The sequence below is a fragment of the Paenibacillus forsythiae T98 genome (genome assembly GCF_000520735.1).
GTDB lineage: Bacteria > Bacillota > Bacilli > Paenibacillales > Paenibacillaceae > Paenibacillus_AQ > Paenibacillus_AQ forsythiae.
The window spans coordinates 1-990 of sequence record NZ_ASSC01000199.1; the positions used below are offsets into that span (position 1 = coordinate 1).

Genomic DNA, 990 nt, shown 5'->3' on the forward strand with positions numbered 1-990 from the left:
GTTGTTTAATCTATTCTTTCGTTGTTCCCGTCCGATTATTAAACGCCAGTTCAAACAGCCCTGTCGCTGATAACCCGGCCAATCCCCCGGACCACAACCGCAGCACCAACTCCAGCTCGGTAAACGGCGCAGCTGCCCAACCGATCACCAGGCCGATCCCAACGCCTATCAGTGGGATGATATTCTTTGGCAAAGTGACGGTTGTTTTGACGAACTGCACCCCTGCCAGAACAAATGCAGTCAGAAGACTAGCAAAGGCCAATACATCAGTAAGATTTTGATTATTCATAGATTATTTCACTCCTTTCGTTACTAAGACGACATTGTTCTTCGAGTCGTGGGTAATCGTCCCGCCCATGGCTTCAACCAGCGCTCGAGCCGGTACATAGGTAACCCCGTTCTCGATCATGCCGTCAGCGACCTTTTTGCCGTCCACTTTCACCGACACAATAACGTCCTTTTTCACTTCGTCGTCCTCCTTCTTTTGAAGAGCAGAATACAACCGGCCCCACGGGAAATTCGGCCCCGGGCAGTTCGGTTTCCGGACCGGATCAACTTGAAAATGACCGATGACACGCTTGCTGTCCAGCACAATCTCCCGGCCGTAAATCCGGTTAATCTCACTGGCAATGTGCTTATGCAACCAGACCGTCGCCTGGAACTGCGCCTCTGTCAGCTCTCCGTCTGTTCCCTCATGCTCGATGGACACGGTATATTTGTTCGGATTGGTCGGCGCCATCTCTTTTACAATAGCCGCCGTCGCCTTCGGGATGGCAGCCGCAGTAATCCCGTTCGCCCAGGCCATCTTCTGGATGTCCACATATTGATGGATCTCGCCGGATCGGGAAACGCCATAGTGGGCGCTGCTGACCTTGTTGTTAGGAGACGAGAACCAATTGTCCATACTGCCCATTGTCCCTCCGCTGATATGGTCCACGATAGCGATGGGCACACGTCCGTCCCGGCTGCTGTAATTGGTGTGCTGGTTGC

The 990-nt window shown here is 52.9% G+C and carries 2 protein-coding genes; both read right to left on the reverse strand.

Going from position 1 to position 990, the window contains the following annotated elements; all coding sequences use genetic code 11:
• Window positions 1-10: 10 nt before the first annotated feature.
• On the reverse strand, window positions 11-289 hold the full coding sequence (locus L692_RS0107135; protein ID WP_025698475.1) for a holin: 279 nt from the start codon (window positions 287-289) through the stop codon (window positions 11-13).
• Window positions 290-292: 3 nt separating this feature from the next.
• On the reverse strand, window positions 293-990 hold a 698-nt coding region (locus tag L692_RS0107140; protein ID WP_025698477.1), incomplete at its 5' end, for an N-acetylmuramoyl-L-alanine amidase.